This is a genomic window from Streptomyces sp. NPDC059092 (assembly GCF_042756365.1).
GTDB lineage: Bacteria > Actinomycetota > Actinomycetes > Streptomycetales > Streptomycetaceae > Streptomyces.
The window spans coordinates 44,341-59,621 of sequence record NZ_JBHZEJ010000021.1; the positions used below are offsets into that span (position 1 = coordinate 44,341).

At 72.1% G+C, this 15,281-nt stretch carries 17 protein-coding genes; 2 read left to right on the forward strand and 15 right to left on the reverse strand.

Features of this window, described 5'->3' with window-relative positions; translation table 11 throughout:
- Positions 1-148 precede the first annotated feature (148 nt).
- On the reverse strand, positions 149-511 hold the full coding sequence (locus tag ACFXPL_RS15195; RefSeq protein WP_384918249.1) for a winged helix-turn-helix transcriptional regulator: 363 nt from the start codon (positions 509-511) through the stop codon (positions 149-151).
- 67 nt (positions 512-578) lie between these two features.
- On the opposite strand from ACFXPL_RS15195, the gene ACFXPL_RS15200 reads away from it, so the two are divergent.
- On the forward strand, positions 579-1,139 hold the full coding sequence (locus ACFXPL_RS15200; RefSeq protein WP_384918252.1) for a carboxymuconolactone decarboxylase family protein: 561 nt from the start codon (positions 579-581) through the stop codon (positions 1,137-1,139).
- A 124-nt stretch (positions 1,140-1,263) separates the two neighbouring features.
- Here the strand turns inward: ACFXPL_RS15200 and ACFXPL_RS15205 are convergent, their stop codons facing one another.
- On the reverse strand, positions 1,264-1,908 hold the full coding sequence (locus tag ACFXPL_RS15205) for a TetR/AcrR family transcriptional regulator (protein ID WP_384918255.1): 645 nt from the start codon (positions 1,906-1,908) through the stop codon (positions 1,264-1,266).
- A 145-nt stretch (positions 1,909-2,053) separates the two neighbouring features.
- Between ACFXPL_RS15205 and ACFXPL_RS15210 the strand changes: the two genes are divergently transcribed.
- Entirely contained in the window at positions 2,054-2,812 is a 759-nt protein-coding gene (locus tag ACFXPL_RS15210; protein ID WP_384918258.1) for an SDR family NAD(P)-dependent oxidoreductase, read from the forward strand.
- Positions 2,813-2,872: 60 nt separating this feature from the next.
- Here the strand turns inward: ACFXPL_RS15210 and ACFXPL_RS15215 are convergent, their stop codons facing one another.
- From ACFXPL_RS15215 to ACFXPL_RS15275, 13 genes are all read right to left on the reverse strand, one after another.
- Positions 2,873-3,913: an MBL fold metallo-hydrolase gene (locus tag ACFXPL_RS15215; RefSeq protein ID WP_384918261.1), complete on the reverse strand. Its 1,041-nt coding sequence runs from the start codon at positions 3,911-3,913 to the stop codon at positions 2,873-2,875.
- Positions 3,914-3,990: 77 nt separating this feature from the next.
- The gene (locus tag ACFXPL_RS15220; protein ID WP_384918264.1) at positions 3,991-5,517 is read right to left on the reverse strand and encodes a class I adenylate-forming enzyme family protein; all 1,527 of its coding nucleotides are present in this window, start codon (positions 5,515-5,517) and stop codon (positions 3,991-3,993) included.
- 109 nt (positions 5,518-5,626) lie between these two features.
- Positions 5,627-5,947 carry an EthD family reductase gene (locus tag ACFXPL_RS15225; RefSeq protein WP_384918267.1) on the reverse strand — a complete coding sequence of 107 codons (321 nt, stop codon included), beginning with the start codon at positions 5,945-5,947 and terminating at the stop codon, positions 5,627-5,629.
- Positions 5,948-6,010: 63 nt separating this feature from the next.
- The gene (locus tag ACFXPL_RS15230; RefSeq protein ID WP_384918270.1) at positions 6,011-6,445 is read right to left on the reverse strand and encodes a hypothetical protein; all 435 of its coding nucleotides are present in this window, start codon (positions 6,443-6,445) and stop codon (positions 6,011-6,013) included.
- 1 nt (position 6,446) lies between these two features.
- Complete coding sequence (locus ACFXPL_RS15235; protein WP_384918273.1) at positions 6,447-7,775, reverse strand: FAD-binding protein; 1,329 nt, start codon at positions 7,773-7,775, stop codon at positions 6,447-6,449.
- A gap of 3 nt (positions 7,776-7,778) precedes the next feature.
- Positions 7,779-8,138 carry a nuclear transport factor 2 family protein gene (locus tag ACFXPL_RS15240; protein ID WP_384918276.1) on the reverse strand — a complete coding sequence of 120 codons (360 nt, stop codon included), beginning with the start codon at positions 8,136-8,138 and terminating at the stop codon, positions 7,779-7,781.
- A 97-nt stretch (positions 8,139-8,235) separates the two neighbouring features.
- A complete protein-coding gene (locus ACFXPL_RS15245) occupies positions 8,236-9,429 on the reverse strand; it encodes an ABC transporter substrate-binding protein (RefSeq protein ID WP_384918279.1) in 1,194 nt (397 codons plus the stop codon).
- A gap of 326 nt (positions 9,430-9,755) precedes the next feature.
- Positions 9,756-10,367 (reverse strand): TetR/AcrR family transcriptional regulator, encoded by a 612-nt coding sequence (locus ACFXPL_RS15250; protein ID WP_384918282.1) that lies wholly within the window; start codon positions 10,365-10,367, stop codon positions 9,756-9,758.
- Between the two features lie 90 nt (positions 10,368-10,457).
- A complete protein-coding gene (locus ACFXPL_RS15255) occupies positions 10,458-11,606 on the reverse strand; it encodes an acetyl-CoA C-acetyltransferase (RefSeq protein ID WP_384918285.1) in 1,149 nt (382 codons plus the stop codon).
- 95 nt (positions 11,607-11,701) lie between these two features.
- Positions 11,702-12,496 carry an enoyl-CoA hydratase-related protein gene (locus ACFXPL_RS15260; RefSeq protein ID WP_384918287.1) on the reverse strand — a complete coding sequence of 265 codons (795 nt, stop codon included), beginning with the start codon at positions 12,494-12,496 and terminating at the stop codon, positions 11,702-11,704.
- On the reverse strand, positions 12,493-13,272 hold the full coding sequence (locus tag ACFXPL_RS15265; RefSeq protein ID WP_384918290.1) for an SDR family NAD(P)-dependent oxidoreductase: 780 nt from the start codon (positions 13,270-13,272) through the stop codon (positions 12,493-12,495). Before ACFXPL_RS15265 ends, ACFXPL_RS15260 begins: the two co-directional genes overlap by 4 nt.
- Positions 13,269-14,045, reverse strand: coding sequence for an SDR family oxidoreductase (locus tag ACFXPL_RS15270; RefSeq protein ID WP_384918293.1), 777 nt, complete (start codon positions 14,043-14,045; stop codon positions 13,269-13,271). Before ACFXPL_RS15270 ends, ACFXPL_RS15265 begins: the two co-directional genes overlap by 4 nt.
- The gene (locus ACFXPL_RS15275) at positions 14,042-15,271 is read right to left on the reverse strand and encodes an acyl-CoA dehydrogenase family protein (protein WP_384918296.1); all 1,230 of its coding nucleotides are present in this window, start codon (positions 15,269-15,271) and stop codon (positions 14,042-14,044) included. The genes ACFXPL_RS15270 and ACFXPL_RS15275 overlap by 4 nt, the downstream gene beginning before the upstream one ends.
- Positions 15,272-15,281 lie beyond the last annotated feature (10 nt).

The window sequence follows — 15,281 nt, forward strand, 5'->3', positions numbered from 1 at the left end:
AGATACCCTCATCCTTGGGGCGCCCTCGGGCCAATGGCCGCCAAGGAGCTGCGGACTTCTCTTAGCCGCGCCCGGCCGGGGGAGTTGGGGGGGCGGCGCCGGCCCAGCAGCGGGGGCCCACGGGCCGTCGCCCGTACACACGCTGTGATCATTTCTGCCTGGGTTCTCCTGGCGCGGCGGTGCCCGTTTCCCTCGCCCATCGTCGGCTCCAGGCGTTCAGCGGACTCAGCGCCTCGACGAGGTCCTGCCCGAGCCGGGTGAGGTGGTAGCCGTCTTCGCTCAGGGCGAGCAGGCGGGCACCGGTCAGTTCGTCGAGCCGTGTGCTCAGCACGCTGGAGGACATGCGTTCGCACCGGCGCTGCAGTTCACGGAAGCCTGCCGGCGCTTGGCTCAGCTCCCACAGGATGCGCATCGTCCAGCGCCGCCCGAGCAGATCGAGTACTGCCATGACCGGACGACCCGACTCGGACCCTCGTACCGGTACCCCCGGCCGCGGTGCTCCGGCTTCCATGTCCACTCCTTGCGCTTCGGCTTTCGAAGCATCATAGTGATTCGAAAATCGAAGCAGGAGGTGCCGCATGCCGCGCATCGAACCGCTCAACCCGCCGTACCCCGCCACCGTCGGCCGGGCGCTCCGCCGATGGATGCCGCCGGATGTGCCGTACGAGCCACTCACCCTGTTCCGCGTGCTCCACCGCAATCCGGAACTGGCGTCTCGCATGTTCGCCCTGGGCGCCGGGCTGCTGGGCCACGGACTCCTTCCCGCCGTCGACCGCGAGATCGTCATCGCCCGCGTGACCGCGCGCACCGGCTGTGCCTACGAGTGGGGCGTGCACGCCGCGACCCTCGCGCGGCAGGCCGGACTCAGCACGGATCAGCTCCGGGCGACCACCGAGACCCGTGCGGCCGTCACTGACACGTGGTTGCCGCACCATGCGGCGCTGCTCGACGCGGTCGACGAACTGCATGACACGGCCCGGCTTTCGCAGCCCGCGTGGGACGCCCTGCGCGTCCACTACGAGGACGCGCAGCTGCTCGAACTCCTCGTACTGATCGGCTGGTACCGGACCATCAGCTATGTGGCCAACGGGCTCCTCATCGAGGAGGAATCCTGGGGCGCCCCGTTCCCAGCGCGATAGCAACGCCCCGCGCGGGCGCGGCCGTTGCCAATCTCACGGGACACCCTTCGGGCGGGCGCCGAGACCGGGCCACCCACCGGGCTCCGGGCCCCGCCAAGCCCCGGGCCCGTCGGACTTGAGCCCGTCAGACCCCGGCCCGGGCGCCGACGATCCGCAGTGCGATGTCACCGTACCGGTAAGCGATGTCGTCCACGGAGAACTCGCCGTCCTCGCGGAACCAGCCGGCCACGCCGATCCCCATGTCGAGGATCGCGTACGAGGCGATCCTGGCGGACCTCACCTCGAAGGCGCCCTCGGCGGCGCCCCGTTCGATGAGCTCGCGGAAGCGGCGCTCGTAGTCGCTGCGCCGGCCGAGCACCCGGTCCTGGTCCGGTGGTTCCAGGCTGCCGATCTCGCGGTTGCCGACGAACGCCTCCAGGCGGTGCCGGGCGTGGTAGCGGACGTGCGCCTCCACGGCACGGCGCAGCCGGTCCCGTACGGAGTCGGCGCCGGCCACGGCCGCGGTGTGGTCCGCGATCAGCCGCTCCATCGTGCCGGTCATGATCTCGGCCAGCAGCTCGTACTTCGAAGCCACGTGCTTGTAGAGGCTCGGGCCGCGCACGCCGACCGCGGCGCCGATCTCGATCATGGTGGTGGCCCGGTATCCCTGGGCGGCGAACAGCCGCAGAGCGGCCTGCCGGATCGCCGTCCGCCGGTCGGCCGGAGGGCCGCCCTCGGATTCCGCGGGCCGGTGCGGCCGCTCGTAGGATCCGTCCCGAATCTCTCTCACACGACCTCCGGAGCTAAGAGTGGTTAGCCTGGGTCTTCTTCATAATGCCTGTGCATTGTAGGCAGAAGTCTTGACGCGGCGCTCCTTCGACACTGAGATGGCTAATGGCCAGTAGCCACGTGTTCCAGAACCCGAAGGAGAGCCCATGCGCAATCGCCTGTCCGGGCAGGTCGCCCTGGTCACCGGTGCGACCGGCGGCATCGGGGACGCCGTGGTGCGCCGACTGGCCGCCGAGGGAGCCGCGGTGGTGGTGACCGACGTGGACGCCGTCCGCTGCGAGGAACTGGCGGAGGAGCTGACGTCCGGCGGTGCGAGCGCGCTCGGTCTCGCGCTGGACGTCAGCGACGAGGAGGCCTGGCGCGGCGCGGTCGAGCGGGTGGTCGCCGAGCTGGGCGGCCTGACCACGCTCGTCAACAACGCGGGCATCGCCACGATGCGGACCGTCGAGAGCGAGACACAGGAGTCCTGGGACCAGGTCATCGCCGTCACCCAGACCGGCGTCTGGCTCGGCATGAAGCACGGCGGGCCCGCCATCGAACGCTCCGGCGGCGGCTCGGTCGTCAATGTCGCGTCGATCTTCGGTACGGTCGGCGGCTTCGGCAGTCAGTTCTCGTACCACGCCGCGAAGGGCGCGGTGCGGCTGATGACCAAGAACGCCGCGCTGCACTGGGGCACCTGCGGCGTCCGGGTCAACTCGATCCACCCCGGTTTCATCGAGACGCCCCGCTCGCGCGAACTGTGGCGGGGCACTCCCCGGCACGCCGCGATGGTCGAGGGCACACCGCTGGGGCGGCTCGGCACCCCTGACGAGGTCGCGGGGGCGGTGGCGTTCCTCGCCTCGCGGGACGCGAGCTTCGTCACCGGCTCCGAGCTGTACGTGGACGGTGGATGGACGGCGCGCTGACCCGGGGAGGGCGCGGTGCGCGGCGCCCTCCCCGGCGTCAACACCTTCGCACGCGCCAGATCACCGCACGCGTGTGTACCGGTCGACCCCGTCGGCGTACACCGCCGTGGCCCGGCCGCGCAGTACCAGAACATCCAGATGTGCCGCCGTCTCGTTGACGGCGAGCATCTGGTTGAAGGCGCTCAGCTCGGCGAACGGCACCTGTCGGCGCGTCCAGCCGAGCCGGCGCGCCACCGCGTGGGCGTCGAGAGCTCCGTCGTCGAGTGCCGTCAGGCTCCTGGCCAGCCGGTCGTCGTGGTGGGTCAGCAGTTCGGCGACCCGGGTGTGGGTGCTGTCCGAGACCGGCCCGTGGGCGGGCAGCAGCCGGGCGTCCGCGTACCGGGTCATCAGCCGCAGCGAATCGAGATAGTCGGCGAGCGGTCTGCCGCCCGGCTCGGTCAGTTCGAACCCGATCGACGGGGTGATGTGCGGCAGGACATGGTCCCCGGCGAACAGCAGCCCGCGCTGTTCGTCCAGGTAGACCACATGTCCCTTGGTGTGTCCGGGAGTTGGTACGACGCGCAGCTCACGGCCGCCGAACCGGAGGGTCTCCGTACCGAGCCAGCGGTCCGGGGGCTCCCATACGCTCGGATCGTAGCCGCCGTGGTCCATCGCCCCCACCAGGTCGGCCAGTTCGGCCGCCCCCGCCCTGCGCAACGTCGCCAGGGAGCCCACGGGCCGGTCGCTGCGCAGCCGGTCGAGCATCTCCAGGCCCGGCCGTTCGCCCGCGCCCAGGTAGACGCGCGAGCCCAGCAGCCGGCGCAGTTCCACCGCGTGGGTGTAGTGGTCGCGGTGGACGTGGGTGACGAGGATGTGGCTGATGTCCGTCAGGTCATGGCCGATGGCCGCCATGGCCTGCTCCAGCGCCTTGCGCGCCTCGGGGATCGCCCAGCCGCCGTCGATCATGACGACGCCCCCGTCGTCCGCCGGATCCTCCAGCAGGTAGACGTTGACGGCGTGCAGCCCGTCGTTGGGCAGCGGCAGGGGTACGCGATGCACCCCTGGCTGTACGGTCTGGACGCCGGCCTGGGCCCAGGGACCCTGGTCGAACCGCTTCGTCATGTCTCTCCTCGCTCCGTGGCACTGTGGACCGGACCGCGCGGGTACGCGTGGCACCGGCCGGCCGGTGTGGCGTCGGTTCAGGCGGGGTCGGCGGGGCCGGAAGGCCCCGCGGTGTCGGCTCGCAGCCGCCGGACCAGTGACCTGGCCCCCGCCCGGTCCAGCTTGCCGACTTTCGTCTGGGGCAACTCCTCTATCCCGTAGACGAATTCGGGCCACTTACCCTTGGAGAGCCCGACGCTGTCGAGGTGCCCGGTCACCTCCGCCAGGGCGATGGAACCGCCGTCCTCGGTGACGACGAGCAGCGCGACCCGTTCGCCGAGTACGTCGTCGGGGACCGGTGCGACACACACCCTGGACACGCGTGGGTGGGCCGCGACCGCCCGCTCGATCTCGGTGATGTCGATGTTGCGGCCGCCCCGGATGATGACGTCCTTCTCGCGGCCCATGACGCTGATCGTCCCGTCCTCATGGGGCATCAGCAGATCGCCGGTGGGGAAGTAGCCGTCCGGTGTGAGGGACGGCGGGTCGACCCGGCCGTCACGGGCGTATCCGAGGAAGAGCGAGGGGCCACGCACCTGCGCCTGGCCGGATTCCCCCGGTCGCGCCCGGTCTCCCCCGGGCGTGAGCGCGCGCAGGTCCGTACCGGGGAAGGGGCGGCCGTCCCTGCCGAGCCTGATGTCCTCGGGGTCGTCCGGGTTCGGCGAGGTGTGGCCGAGGCACTCCGACATGCCGAAGACGCGGAGGATCTTCGTGCCGAGGGACCGTTCGGCGCGGGCGAGAGCGCCCCGGTCCATGGGACCGCCGCCGACCGTGATCGCCCTGACACCCCCGAGGATCCCCGAACCGGCCGCCTCCGCGCCCATCTGAAGCGCCATGGTCGGTACGCACATGGTCCAGCGGACCCGGTGGTCGGCGAGGAGGCGCAGCGCGACGGCCCGGTCCCACTTCGCCGTCAGGACGAGCGGGCCGCCCAGTCGCAGGGCCAGGTACACACCGAAGCAGTACGCCGCCGTCGACGACAGCGGCACGATCGCGGCCACCGCGTCGCCCGGGGCGAGGCCGTTGATCCCGATCGTGTGCTCCCCCGCGTACCGCAGGGCCTCCTCGGACTGTACGACGCCCTTGGGCCGCCCGGTCGATCCTGAGGTGAGCCCGATGAGGACGCCGCCCGACCAGCGCGCGACATCACGTGGCCCCGGCGCGGACAGGCAGGCCCAGCCGTCGAGTACGGTCGCCGCGCGGCCCGGCAGCAGTTCGGGCACCGCCCATGCGTCCATCGCCGAGGGCTCGGCGACAACCACGTCCGGGCGGATGTCCTCCCAGGCGGCGGCGAACTCGGCGCGGGTGGTGTGCCGGTTGACGACCGCGAGAACGCCCCCGCTCCGGCCCACGGCGAGGGTGGCGGCGACGGTACGCCAGGAGTTGTCGGCCTGCACCATGACCGTGGCGCCCTCCCCGTCCGCCCCGCGCGGCGACATGGCCGCGGCCAGCTCGGCGGCCTCGGCGAGCAGTCGGCGCGCGCCGTGTTCTCCCGCGTCGTCGACGACGGCGACGAAGTCCGCCGACTCCGACCTGAGTTGGAACTCCCGCACTACCTGTCGCATCCCGGCTTCCTCGCTACGCTGTGCCGAACTCCGGACCGAACGCCGTGCTGTGCTGTGTTGTGCAGTGCTGTGTTGTGTTGTGCGGTGCTGTGTGGTGGGCCCGGCGGTCTCAGCCGGTGAACAGCTCCGCCTCGCGGCCCATCACCGCGATGCGCCGGCCCTTCATGTTTCCGACCTGTGCGACGGCCCGCTCCCACTCCGGACTCGCGAGCGCCTTCCGCAGATCCTCCGGGGAATCGAAGCTGAGGACGGACAGCCCGTCCCACCCCTCGGAGCGCGTCTCCAGGGCCGTGTCGATGTCGGTGTGCCGCCAGGCGCGCAGCCCCGGCAGGAGACGGGTCAGCTCCGCGTGGTCGCCACGCCACCAGGCGATGAACCGCTCGTGCGTCCACTCGGGGGGCCGGGCTGCCAGCAGGACGAGGTTGTACATGTCGGTGCTCCCTACTTGGTCTCCGCGTGGTCCCTACGTGGTCCCTACGCGGTTGCTATGGGGTCACGGAAAGCGGATCTCGGACGACCGGCCGATCAGCAGCCGTTGGAGCCTGCCCTCGCCGTTCACCCGGCCGGCCGCGACGAAGGCAGCCTCCGGGACACCGGCGCGCCGCACCTCACCGAGGAACAGTTCGTCCTGGCCGAGGGTGGTCGCGGAGAGCCGGTGGTGGGTACGGGTGCCCTTCTCCCGCTGCTCCAGGTAGCCGACGAGTGCGGCGCGGTCCCCCGCGAAGTCGGTGGCGCTGCCGCCGCCGGTGGAGAACAGGATGGAGAGCGCGAAGTCGTCGCTGATCAGGTCGAGGATCCTGGCGGGCTCGTCGCTGTCGAGGATCTCGAACCACGCGGTGAGGAAGGGCGCCGAGGAGTCCGGTCCTGCGGACGGACCAGGAAGCGCGTCGGTGGGCGTGCCGGTGGTACCGGTGGGTGCGTCGGTCATCTCAGCCTCCAAGTGGTCCTGGGTCGGTCGGCGGGTGACCGGCGGCGCCGGTGGACGCCGTACCTCCTCGTGCGCGGGCCGCGGCCAGCCGGCCCGCGCGGCGGCCGGTGACGACCGCCTGGCACAGCCCGCCGCCGTATCCCTCGTGGTGGACGTCGGACATGTCGGCGCCCGCCGCGTACAGACCCGGTATCGGCCGGCCCGAGGCGTCCACGGCGGTGCCCTCCCCGTCCACCTCGACGCCGCCGAAGGTGAAGGTGACCGCGGGGACGACATCCGCGGCGAAGACCTGCCCGTGGCCGACGCGGGCCCGCGCCTCGTCGTCGAGCAGGGGCTCCGCGTGCCCCCATTCCCGCAGTACGGGGAGGAGTGCCGCGAGGTTTTCCGCGACGGTCGTCCGGCCGCCGCGGTCCCGGGTGAAGGCCCAGCGGTCCAGCCGCGGGGTGCCCGGTACGAACGGCGCCTGAGCGGCGTCCCGCTGCACCTGCTCCGACCACAGCAGCAGGCCCCGGCCGCCGTGCGCGGCCAGTGCCATGGCGTTGTTGTGGTCACCGCGCCGTTCGTCGGTGAACCGGTGTCCCCGCGGGTCGAACAGGACGCCGAGGCCGCTGTGGTAGAGGGCGAAGGTGATGAGGTCGACCGGGGAGAGCGACTGGACGCCGGAGGCGAAGAGGTGACCGTAGAAGCCGGTGTTGGCGGTGTTGCCGGACCCGCCGAGCCGCTCGGCGAGGGCCAGCCCGGTGCCCCGCGAATACGTGTTGCCCCGCAGGGGCGGTACGAAGCCCCCGCCGACCAGAGAGGCCCGTACCGCCGGATCGGCCTGCCGTCCGCCGGTGGCCAGCACCACCGAGGGGCTGGTGATCCGCAGGACACCGTCCGGGGTGGACGCGACGGTCAGATAGCCGTGGCCGGTGCGCGTCACGTCCTCGGTCCGCGCTTCGGCGACGACCCGCCCGCCGCCCGCCATGACCTCCCGTACCAGATGGGCGATCACGACCGGCAGGTCGAACTTGTGACCGCGCCCGGCGAGTGCCCGCTCCTCGCCGGTCAGGGGTGGTGTGTAGTGGGTGAGCCAGTCGATGGCGTCGCGGTAGCCGTCCACCACGAGACGGCCGTGGCGCTGGAAACGGCCGGGGTCCTCCTCGCGCAGCCGCTCGGCGCTCTCGACGGCCCAGACGTAGCCGCCGGAGATCGCGGCCGATCCCCCGACGGTCGCGGCGGGCTCCAGCACGACGGCCGTGGCGCCCGCGGCGGCGGCCGTGGCCGCGGCGGAGAGGCCCGCCAGCCCGGCGCCGAGTACGACGACGTCCGCACGCGTTTCCTTCGTCATCGGTTACTCCGGCCGGTCGACGAGGTCGAAGGTCGTGGTGAAGAACGACTGGTAGCGCGCCAGTTGCCCGTCAGGCGTGACGACGGCGGCGGACAGGAAGGACCCAAGAGTCTTCCCCGACTCGGTCACCACGCCGTACACGGTCTCCAGATCGCCGTCGCCGGCGGTCCGGAGGACTTCATGTACCCGGTCGACGGCGGCGCGGCCCGCTATGTAGGCGGCGAAGTCGTCCCTGGAGGTGCCTCTGGCCTCGCGTCCCGGCAGGGCGATGAGGAACCGGAAGTCCGGTACGAGGAGTTCGAGGGCCCGTTCGGGGTGATCGCTGTCCATGCGGGCCAGATACGCGCGCAACACGGAGGCCATGGAGGTCCTTTCACTGTCGTCCGCCTGCCCGGGGGCCCGGCGGCGAAGGGGCGAGCCGGTGGCGAGGGGGCAGGTGGGGAGGGGCCAGGTGGGGAGGTCAGTCGCGGGCGGGCGGGGTGAAGAAGTCGTCCCGCGACTGCCAGCGGCCGTTCTCGACCACCACCTTCAGCACGTCGCGGGTGCCCATGTGCTGGTCCGGGGAGAAGTGCAGCACCGGCCCGACGCCGGTGTCGACCGTTTCGGCCCGCTCGAACGCGGCGGTCAGCGCCTCGGAGGTGACCGGCCCTTCGACGGTCCTGGCGATCTCCACGAAGGCCTTCGCCGCCACCCACCCCCACAGGCTGATGAAGTCGGCCGGCCGGCCCGGCTCGTACTTCGCCATCGCGTCACGGAACTCCTTGACGGCGGGGTCGGGGTCGTTGGGGGACTTGACCAGCTGCACCGCCCTGAGCCCCTCGGCCGCCTTGCCCGCCAGCCTCAGGGTGGACTGTGCCGCCACGGGCGCGTATCCGTACACGGGTGTGGCGAGCCGCTGCAGCCTGGCCTCCTTGAGGTAGGCGGCGGCCTCGCCCGAGGTGAGGATCAGCACCACGGCGTCGGGCTTCTCCGCCTTGACCTTGCTGATCACCGGGGAGTAGTCGGAGGTCTGGAACTTGACCGAGAGCCGCTTGACCACGGTCGACGGATCGGTGCCGCGGGCCGCGGGGCCGACCACCTCGGCGACGTTCACGAAGGCGGCCGGGTCGCTGTGCACGACGAGCACCTTCTTCGCACCGTCCCGCGCGGCCCAGGCGCCGAGGGCGGCGGCCTGGTCCTCGTACAGCGTCTGCAGGCCGAACAGCCCGTCCCGGGGCGGTTCGAACCAGGACGCGTCCCCGCCGAGCGGAACGAAGACCGGCACCTTCGACTGCTCCAGTACGAAGGGGAAGGTGGCCTGGGACTGTGCGGTGCCGTTGGGCGCGACGATCGCCACCACCCCGTCCTGGTCGACGAGCCGGCGGGCGATCTGCACGGTCTGCTGCGGGTCGAAGGCGTTGTCCTTGACGATCCAGTCGATCGTGCGGCCGTTGATCCCGCCCTGGGCGTTGACCATCTTGAAGTACGCGTCGGCTCCGGCGCGCTGCGGGATGCCGGAAGTGGCGACGGCGCCCGTGAGCGGGTACCAGGCGCCGATCCTGATGACCTTGTCGTCGCCGGCCGCCGAGGGGGCTCCGGTGCCGCAGGCGCTCGCCGTCAGGGCGAGCAGGGTGGTGAACACGGCGGTGAGCGCACGGGCGGCGCGTCGTCGCATGGCCCCTCCTCGACTCGAACTGAGTTGAGTTCAATTCAGTGAGGGGATTTTAAGCCCGCCGAAACACCCCTGGCAATGGCCGGTGACGGACTCGGTCGAAACGGTCCGGGGCAGGGAACGGCACAGCCCGCCGGCGGATCTCGGCCGGCGGGCCGGTGGTGGGCGCTCAGGTGGTCGGATCGGTCGGGCGGGTCAGGCCGCGCGGGTGGGCAGATCGGTCGGGCGGGTCAGGTCGCGCAGGCGCATCAGGTCGTCCGGGCGGGCCGGAACGCCCAGGTGGGCCGGATCGTTCAAGTGGCTCACGCGGCTCAGGTGGCTCACGCGGCTCAGGTGGCGACCATGCGGACGCAGGAGCCCTCGATCAGCTCGCTGATCTCCGCGAGCGGCGTCGGCCCCGACGGCCGGTACCACCGCCAAACGCTGACGATCAGGCCGAGCACCCCCGCGCCCAGCAACTGCGCGTCCCGCAGCGGAAAGACACCCTGGGACATGCCCCGTACCAGCAGGTTCGTCCAGTCCCGCTCGACCACCTGGACCAGTTGACGGGCCGCGACCCGCTCCGCCTCCTCGCGCTTGGACCCGCGCGAGCCGGAGAGCAGGTCCATGTGGCTCTGCAGGATGCGCATCTGCAGGACTTCGTGCGCGGAGACGTCGTACGCCGCGCGGACGGCGGCCCGCAGCGCCTCGACCGGGTCCGTGATGTCCTCGGTGGCCTCGGTGAACCGGTCATGGGAGCGCTGGAGTTCGAGCCGCATGATGGTGAGCAGGCAGTGGGTCTTGGACTCGAAGTAGTGGTAGAGCGCGGTCTGTCCGATGCCCACGCGCTCGGCGACGGTGGACCACTTCGTGGCCTCGAATCCGGACTCGCCGAAGCAGTCGACGGCAGCCTCGAGAATGGCCGCGCGCTTGGACCGCGGGCCCGCCTCCGGTTCAACCATCCTGGCCATCGTCTCCCTCTCCCGACCGTCACCCACCGTGTCAGTACCCGAGAGTAGCCCCAAGTTGAACTCAGTTGCCAATCAACCGGTTCACAGGCGTTCGAGGACGGTGGCGTTGGCCATACCGCCGCCCTCGCACATCGTCTGCAACCCGTACCGGCCGCCGGTCCTGCGGAGCTGGTGGACGAGCGTGGTCATCAGCCGCGCGCCCGTGGCGCCGAGCGGATGCCCCAGCGCGATCGCGCCGCCGAAGGCGTTGACCTTCTCCGGGTCGGCGCCCGTCTCCTTCTGCCAGGCGAGGACGACGGAGGCGAACGCCTCGTTGATCTCCACCAGGTCGATCCGGTCGAGGGACAGCCCCGCACGGTCCAGGACCTTCTCGGTGGCGGGGATCGGACCGGTCAGCATCCGGATCGGATCCGAGCCGACCACGGCCATCGCGTGCACGCGGGCCAGCGGGGTCAGGCCATGACGGCGCACCGCCTCCTCCGAGGCGATCAGCAGCGCGGCGGCGCCGTCGGAGATCTGACTGGAGACGGCGGCGGTCAGCCGGCCCCCCGCGGTGAGGGGCTTCAGACCCGCCATCTTCTCCGCCGTGGTGTCGACGCGCGGTCCCTCGTCCCGGGTGAGCCCGAAGGACGGCACGATCTCGTCGTCGAAGACACCGTGCGCCTGGGCGGCGAGCGCCCGCCGGTGGCTGGTGAGCGCGAACCGCTCCATGTCCTTACGGGAGACGGCCCACTTCTCGGCGATCAGTTCGGCGCCGTGGAACTGTGAGACCTCCTGGTACCCGAAGTGCTCGCGCCATCCGTCGCCCCCGAACGGGGTACCGAGGCCGGCCTGTTCACCGACGTACGCGGGACTGGCGAGGGGCACCAGGCTCATCACCTCGACCCCTGCGGCGACCACCAGGTCGGCGGCGCCCGAGCCGACCGCCTGGGCGGCGAAGTGCACGGCCTGCTGGGAGGAGCCGCACTGCCGGTCGACGGTGGTGCCGGGCACGTGCTGGGGCAGGCCCGCGGAGAGCCAGGCGGTGCGGGCGAGGTTGCCGCTCTGCGCGCCGATCTGGCTGACGCAGCCGAGGAACACGTCGTCGACCTCGCCCGGGTCGACGCCACCGCGGGCCAGCAGGGCGCGCAGCACATGGGCGCCGAGGTCGGCCGGGTGGACGTCGCTCAGCGCGCCCTTGCGGCGGCCGACGGGGGTGCGGACGGCCGCGACGATGAATGCTTCCGACACTGTGCTCTCCATGGTTTCGGTACGGGGACGGCCCCGCCGGTGGTACGGGGACGGCCCTGCCGGTGGTACCGGCAGGGGCCTGCGGCGGGACGGGATCAGGTCTCGTACGAGGTGTCCGTGAAGTCCGGTGCGCGCTTGGCGAGGAAGGCGGCGACGCCCTCGCGGCCCGCCGCGGAGGCGGCCGCCCCGGCGAGCGCCCGTGCCTCGCTGTCCAGGTGCGGGCCGAGGTCCCTGGTCGTGGCGGCGGCGACGAGGCGGCGGGTGGCGCCGAAGGCGGTGGTGGGCCCGCGGCGCAGGGCCTCGGCCGTCCGCTCGGCCTCTGCGGCCAGTCGGTCCGCGTCGACCACCCGGGTCACCAGACCGATCCGCGCCGCCTCGGCAGCCGGGAGCCGGCGGTTGGTCAGCAGCAGGTCCAGGGCGCGCTTGGGCCCGACGAGGCGGGGCAGTGACCAGCTCACCCCGGCGTCCGGCACGTAGCCGATGCCGGTGTAGGCGGCGGTGAACGTGGCGTTGTCGGCGGCGAGGGTGATGTCGGCGGCGGCGGCCAGACCGAGACCTGCCCCGGCGACCGGGCCCTGCACGGCGGCGACCAGCGGTGCGTCGATCGCGGCGAGGACACGGAGCGCGCCGTGGAGCGCGTCGGTCACCGCCGTCAGGTGGTTCTCCAGGGCCTCGGCCGGGAGCGCGGAGAACTCCCGCAGATCGCCGCCGACGCAGAACGACCGGCCCTCGCCGGTGAGCAGCACGGCCCGTACGGTCGTACGGGCGCACGCTTCCGCGGCGTCCAGCAGTGCGCGTGCCATCGCCAGGTCGATGGCGTTTCCGGCCTCGCCGCGCCGTAGGGTCAGGCGGGCGAGGCCGTTGTCCTGGATGTCGGTGGAGACCCTCATCGCGCGGTCCATCCGCCGTCGACGGTCAGGATCTGCCCGGTGCAGTACGAGGACGCGTCCGAGGCGAGGAAGAGCAGCGCGCCGTCGAGTTCGTGGGCGTGGCCGCCGCGGCCGAGCAGGGTGTTGCGTGCGACCCAGCGGGCGGAGCGCTCGTCGCCGAAGAGGCCGGCGGTCATCTCGGTGCGGAACCAGCCGGGGGCCAACGCGTTGACGCGGGTTCCGGCGCCGCCCCACTGTCCGGCCAGTTCGCGGGTGAGCCCGATCAGCCCGGCCTTGGAGGCCGCGTAGCTCGCGCCGCCGAGGGGGGCGGCGGAGACCAGGCCGAGGATGGAGGAGACGTTGATGACGCTCGGCCCGCCGACGCGCTCCCCCGCGGGGGCTTCGGCGGTGAGCCGTGCGAGGTGGAAGGGCGCGGTGAGGTTCACCGCGAGGACGTCGGCGAAGGCGTCCGGGGACTCGTCGGCGGCGCGGGTCGCGCCGGGCATGGCCGCGTTGTTGACGAGGACATCGATCCGGCCGTCGGTGGCCAGCGCGGTCTCCACCAGTCGGACACGGTCGGCCGCCAGCGAGACGTCGCAGGTGACGGCGTGGATCCGCGGGTGTGAGCCGGCGAGTTCCCGGAGCGGGCCGGTGCGGCGGGCGGCGGCGAACACCGTGGCGCCGGCTTCGGCGAGGACGGTGGCGAACCGTGCGCCGAGCCCGGCGGAGGCGCCGGTGACGATCGCCGTCCTGCCCCGGAGCGAGAAGAGTTCGCAAGCGGCACGCGGCGCGCTCATCCGGCCACCCCGATCGGCAGGACGGTGGCGCCGCCGTCGAGCACCAGCGTCTGTCCGGTCATCCACGAGGAGGCGTCGGAGGCCAGGAACAGCGCCGCGTTCGCGACGTCCTCGACCGTGCCGAGGCGGCGCATCGGCAGCGCGGCGGTGAGGATGCTTTCGCGGGCCTCCCACACCGCCCGCGCCAGCTCGGTCTTGATCAGTCCGGGGGCGATGGCGTTCACCCTGGCCCGTGGGCCGAGTTCGTAGGCGAGTTGCCGGGTCATGTGGAGCATGGCCGCCTTGGTGGCGTTGTAGTAGCCGATGTGCGGGTCGACGACGAGGCCGCCGACGGAGGCGATGTTGATCACCGCTCCGCCGTGCTCGGCCATCGACGCCCGCCAGGCGCTGCGGGTCCAGGCGACCATCCCGTACTGGTTGACCCGTACGGTCTTCTCGGCCCGCGGCAGGTCCAGGTCGAGCAGGTCGCCGTGGTATGGGTTGGTCGCCGCGTTGTTGACCAGGATGTCGACGCGGCCGAAGCGCTCGGCACTCTCCGTGACGCAGGCTTCGGCCTGGTCGGGTTCGCCCGCGTTGGCGACGACGGTGTGGATGTCCCCGGCGCCTTCGACCCGCAGCAGGTGCGCGCGGGCCTCGGCGAGTCCGGGCGCCTTGCGCGCCGCGATCACCACATGGGCGCCGGCCGCCCGGTAGGCGGCGGCGATGCCCAGGCCGATGCCGCGGGAGCCGCCGGTGATGACGGCGACCCGGCCGTCGAGTGTACGTGTGCTCATGCCGCGCCCGCCTTCGTGCCGGTGGCGCGGTGGCGGGCGAGTTCCCGGCGGGCGATCGTCCGCAGATGCACCTCGTCGGGGCCGTCGGCGATGCGCAGGGCCCTGGTGATGGAGTAGAGCCGGGCCAGTACGGTGTCGTCGCTGACCCCGGCCGCGCCGTGCGTCTGGACCGCGCGGTCGACCACGCGGTGCGCGACCTCCAGCGCCGCCACCTTGATCGCGGCGACCTCCGTACGCGCCGCCGCGTTTCCTGCGGTGTCCATCAGCCAGGCCGACTTGAGTACCAGCAGCCGCAGTTGCTCGATCTCGATGCGGCTGCGGGCGATCCACTCGCGGACCACGCCCTGATCGGCCAGCGGGCCGCCGAAGGCGACCCGGGCGGTGGCCCGTTCGCACATCAGGTGGAGGGCGCGCTCGGCGAAGCCGACGGCGCGCATCGCGTAGTGCATGCGTCCCGGTCCCAGCCGCCCCTGGGCGAGCGCGAAGCCCTCGCCCTCGCCGCCGAGGATGTTCTCAGCGGGGACGCGGACGTCCTCGAAGAGCACGTCGCCGTGGCCGAGGCGGTCGGTGTAGCCGAACATCGGCAGGTCGCGCAGGACGGTGACGCCCGGGGTGTCGCGCGGGATGAGCACCATGGACTGCTGACGGTAGGCGGGCGCGTCCGGGTCGCTCCTGCCCATCAGGATGATCAGCCGGCAGTCCGGGTCCATGATCCCGGAGGTGTACCACTTGCGTCCGTTGACGACGTAGCTGTCACCGTCGCGGGTGACGCGGGTACGGATGTTACGGGCGTCGGAGCTGGCGACCTCGGGTTCGGTCATCGCGAAGCAGGACCGGATCTCGGCGCTCAGCAGCGGCCGCAGCCAGCGGTCCTGCTGCTCGGGCGTGCCGTACAGCGCGAGCAGTTCCATGTTCCCGGTGTCGGGCGCCGAGCAGTTGAACACCTCGGGGCCGATGAGGGAGCGGCCGGCCAGCTCGGCGAGCGGCGCGTAGTCGAGGTTGGTGAGTCCGGCGCCCCAGTCGCCGTGCGCCAGGAAGAGGTTCCACAGGCCCTCGGCCCGTGCCTTCTCCTTCAGTTCGGTCATCACCGGCGGCAGGGCGTGCGGATCGGCCGCGGCGGCGAGCTGCCGGTCGTAGACCGCCTCCGCCGGATGGACGTGCTGTTCCATGAAGGACCGCATACGGTCCTGGAGTTCACTCGCCCGTGGCGAGAGTCCGAAGTCCACGATTGCTCCT